Origin of the sequence: Mesorhizobium sp. M7A.F.Ca.ET.027.03.2.1, from assembly GCF_003999175.1 — a bacterium.
Classification (GTDB): Bacteria; Pseudomonadota; Alphaproteobacteria; order Rhizobiales; family Rhizobiaceae; genus Mesorhizobium.
The window spans coordinates 1-3,186 of record NZ_RZOM01000734.1 but is presented as its reverse complement, the minus strand read 5'-3'; the positions used below and the strand labels follow the sequence as shown (position 1 = coordinate 3,186).

General features: G+C 63.8%; 4 protein-coding genes. 1 reads left to right on the top strand and 3 read right to left on the bottom strand.

Features of this window, described 5'->3' with window-relative positions; all coding sequences use genetic code 11:
• Nucleotides 1-10 precede the first annotated feature (10 nt).
• Nucleotides 11-919 (top strand): LysR family transcriptional regulator, encoded by a 909-nt coding sequence (locus EN750_RS25865; protein ID WP_127398249.1) that lies wholly within the window; start codon nucleotides 11-13, stop codon nucleotides 917-919.
• On the opposite strand, the gene EN750_RS25860 is transcribed toward EN750_RS25865, so the two are convergent.
• The 3 genes from EN750_RS25860 to EN750_RS25850 form a co-directional block, all read right to left on the bottom strand.
• Entirely contained in the window at nucleotides 883-2,058 is a 1,176-nt protein-coding gene (locus EN750_RS25860; RefSeq protein WP_127398247.1) for an MFS transporter, read from the bottom strand. The two genes, EN750_RS25865 and EN750_RS25860, sit on opposite strands and share 37 nt — an antisense overlap.
• Nucleotides 2,059-2,181: 123 nt before the next feature.
• A complete protein-coding gene (locus tag EN750_RS25855; protein ID WP_027037142.1) occupies nucleotides 2,182-2,490 on the bottom strand; it encodes a DUF1244 domain-containing protein in 309 nt (102 codons plus the stop codon).
• A gap of 11 nt (nucleotides 2,491-2,501) precedes the next feature.
• A partial coding sequence (locus EN750_RS25850; protein WP_127398245.1) for an N-formylglutamate amidohydrolase occupies nucleotides 2,502-3,186 on the bottom strand: 685 nt, incomplete at its 5' end.

The window sequence follows — 3,186 nt, the reverse complement described above, 5'->3', positions numbered from 1 at the left end:
TCATAAATGAATGACCGAAATTGACTGGAACCTGATCAAGAGCTTTGTCGCCGTGGCGGAATCCGGCAGCCTGTCGGCCGCCGCGCGAAAGCTTTCGGCAAGCCAGCCGACGCTTGGCCGTCACATCGGCGAGTTGGAACGGGCACTCGGCGTCACACTGTTCCGTCGAGGACGGCACGGCTACGAACTAACGGAGGCCGGCAGCACGCTGTTCGAACGCGGCAAGGCGGTCAGCGAGCAGGCAAGCGCCTTCTCACTGCTGGCGCTGGGTTCGGTCGAGGCCATCGAAGGCACGGTGCGCATCGCCGCCAGCGAGGTGGTGGCGGCCTATGTCCTGCCTGAGATGACGATGCGGCTGGGGATCGAGGAGCCCGGCATCGAGGTCGAGATCGTTGCTTCGAACCAGGTCGAGAACCTGCTGCGTCGGGATGCCGACATCGCCATCCGCATGGTCAAGCCGGCGCAGAACGAGCTGTCGGCACGCAAGGTCTGCGATATCGAGCTCTGCGCCTGCGCGGCCAAATCCTATCTCGACAGGCGCGGCCGTCCGCTGAAGCCTGCCGATCTTGTCGACCACGATCTGGTCGGCTTCGATCGCGGCGACGAGATCATCAGGGGCTTTACCCAGCATGGCATCCCCGTCACCCGGAGCAGCTTCCGCTTCAGGGCCGACAACCAGATCGTTTTGTGGGAAGCGGTGCGGGCGGGAAACGGCATTGGCCTCGGCCAGGAGCCGCTGGCCGACAGGGATCCTTTGATTGAGAAGGTGCTGCCTGACCTGCCGCTGCCGGTTCTGCCGGTGTGGCTGGCGATGCATCGCGATGTGCGTACCAGCGTGCGCATCCGCCGTGTGGTGGATTTCCTCCACGAGGAGCTGAAACGCTATTCGGCGGGTGCTGGCGCGAATTCGGCGCGGTGAGCGAGCCCGGCCATCAGCAACACGATGATCAGCAGTCCCGACATGGTGATGAAGATCGGGCCGAAGCTGGAATGCTCGGCAACGAAGCCGATCGCCGACGGCGCCACCAGTATGCCGCAGTATCCGATAGTGGTGACCACGCTCATGCCGGTGCCAGAAGACATGCCTTCCTGGTTGCCGCCGGCCGAAAAGATGATCGGCACCATATTGGCGATGCCGAAGCCGCAAAAGGCAAAGGCTGCAATGGCGAGCCAGGGCGAGGGCGCCAGGCCAGCCACCAGCATGCCGACCGCTGCTACCAGGGCCGACACGCGCAGCGTCGTCACCGCGCCGAAGCGATTGCGTATGCCGTCGCCGAAGAACCGCGTAATCGCCATGACGCCCGAAAATCCGGCGTAGGCGAGGCCGGCAACGGCAAGATCGGCGCCGAGCTCCTGGCGCAGATACAGGGCTGCCCAGTCGAGCACCGCGCCTTCGGAGATCATCGCCAGCAGCGCCATCAGTCCGATCAGATAAACCAGCGGGTTTGCCGGCAGTGCGAATTTGTGGTGCTCGGCTGCCTGCGGGCTGTCTTCGGTGAGGAGATGGCGAACGGCCACCGCGATCACCGCGAAGGCAAACACCGTTACCGCCGCCGCGTGGGCGAGGTGGCCGTAGTGCTGGATGGCAAAGCCGCCGAGGCCGCCGCCGGCGAAGCCGCCGAGACTCCAGAAGCCGTGCGAGGACGACATGACGGCGCGGGAGAGCCGCCGTTCGACCACCACGGCATTGGCATTCATGGCAACGTCCATGCCACCGATCGAGCCGCCGAAGATGATCATGGCCACGGCCGCCAGCGGTACGTTGGGCGCCAGCGCCACGACCATCAGGCCGAGGCTGCCGCACAGGGCGAACCAGCGCAGTACGGTGCGCGAGCCATGTCTGGAAATCAAATGGCCGCACCAGGTCATCGCGACGACGGCACCGACGCCGAATAAGAGTATCAGCAGGCCGAGCGTGAACTTCGAAATCTCCAGCCGGGTCAGGAACACCGGGATCTGCGGCGCCCAGCTGCCCGTCAGGAAGCCGTTGGCGAGAAAAATGGCCGCGAGCGCCCATCGTCCGCGAATGGCAGTCAGCTTGGCAATTGACGCGTTCATGAGGCGAATCCCGCTGAAAATGGCTTCGCGCGGCAAATTAGATCGATTCAATTTTCAGTCAAGGCTCTTTCGGGAAGCATTCTGGGCCAAACATAGCCTTAAGGGATCGCTGGGGCGACGGCGTCAATGGTCCTGGGGGCGCCTTGCCTCGAATTCGGCCTTCTTGGCGTCGGAGGCCTCGGTCTGGTTCAGCGCCTGCCATTCCCCATAAGGCATGCCGTAGACGATCTCGCGCGACTGATCCTTGGTGAGATCGACGCCCTCGGCATTGGCTGCCTCGCGATACCAGTTCGACAGGCAGTTGCGGCAGAAGCCGGCGAGATTCATCAGGTCGATGTTCTGCACATCGTTGCGCTCGCGCAGATGCTCGACCAGCCGGCGGAAGGCGGCCGCTTCGAAGTCGCGTTGCTGCTCGTCGCTGAGTTCGGTCATCGAAACCTCCGTCATAGCGGCCCGGTGCGCGAGCCGAACATCTTCACCACATGTATATCGGGACGGCGGTCGATCGCGTCAACGATCGGCGCCAACCGTTCGGCCCAGGCGAGCGCGCCCTTCTGGTCCGATATCAGATCCTGTCGGATCTCGATCAGCGCATGGGCGAAGCCGTTGACGATGGCATGCTTGTACATGGTGTCGCCGCGCAGTGCGCCGTCATAGGGTTCGTTGTCGCCGACGACGAGGTTCTTGTCCTGCGCCAGCATGTCTATCAACGGCCGCGCCACGCGGTCGTCGAGATCCCACAGGATGCCGACGTGCCAAGGACGCTGGATTCCTTGCATGGCCGGGGTGAAGGAATGCACCGAAAAGATGAAGGGCGTCTGGGCGGAAGCCTGTGCGACCGATGCGATCATGGCGCCGACAGCGTCGTGATAGGGCCGATAGAACCCGTCGAGCCGCCTCTCGCGCTCCTCGGCAGTGATGGGGTAATTCCCAGGTACGACAGTGCCGTCATAAAGCTGGCGAATGAGCGTCGGATCGTCTTCGCCGCGATTGGGATCGATCAGCAGTCGCGAAAAATTGGCGAGCACCGCCGGCACGCCGAGCAGGGCAGCCAGTTCGCGCGTCACCGCCTCGACGCCGATGTCATAGGCGATGTGCCGGTCGAACTCGGCCGAGGGCAGGCCGAGG

What these genes read in the sequence shown, in the direction of transcription:
- EN750_RS25860 (WP_127398247.1), bottom strand. Translation starts at nt 2,058, where the DNA reads ATGAACGCGTCAATTGCCAAGCTGACTGCCATTCGCGGACGATGGGCG.
- EN750_RS25865 (WP_127398249.1), top strand. Translation starts at nt 11, where the DNA reads ATGACCGAAATTGACTGGAACCTGATCAAGAGCTTTGTCGCCGTGGCG.
- EN750_RS25855 (WP_027037142.1), bottom strand. Translation starts at nt 2,490, where the DNA reads ATGACCGAACTCAGCGACGAGCAGCAACGCGACTTCGAAGCGGCCGCC.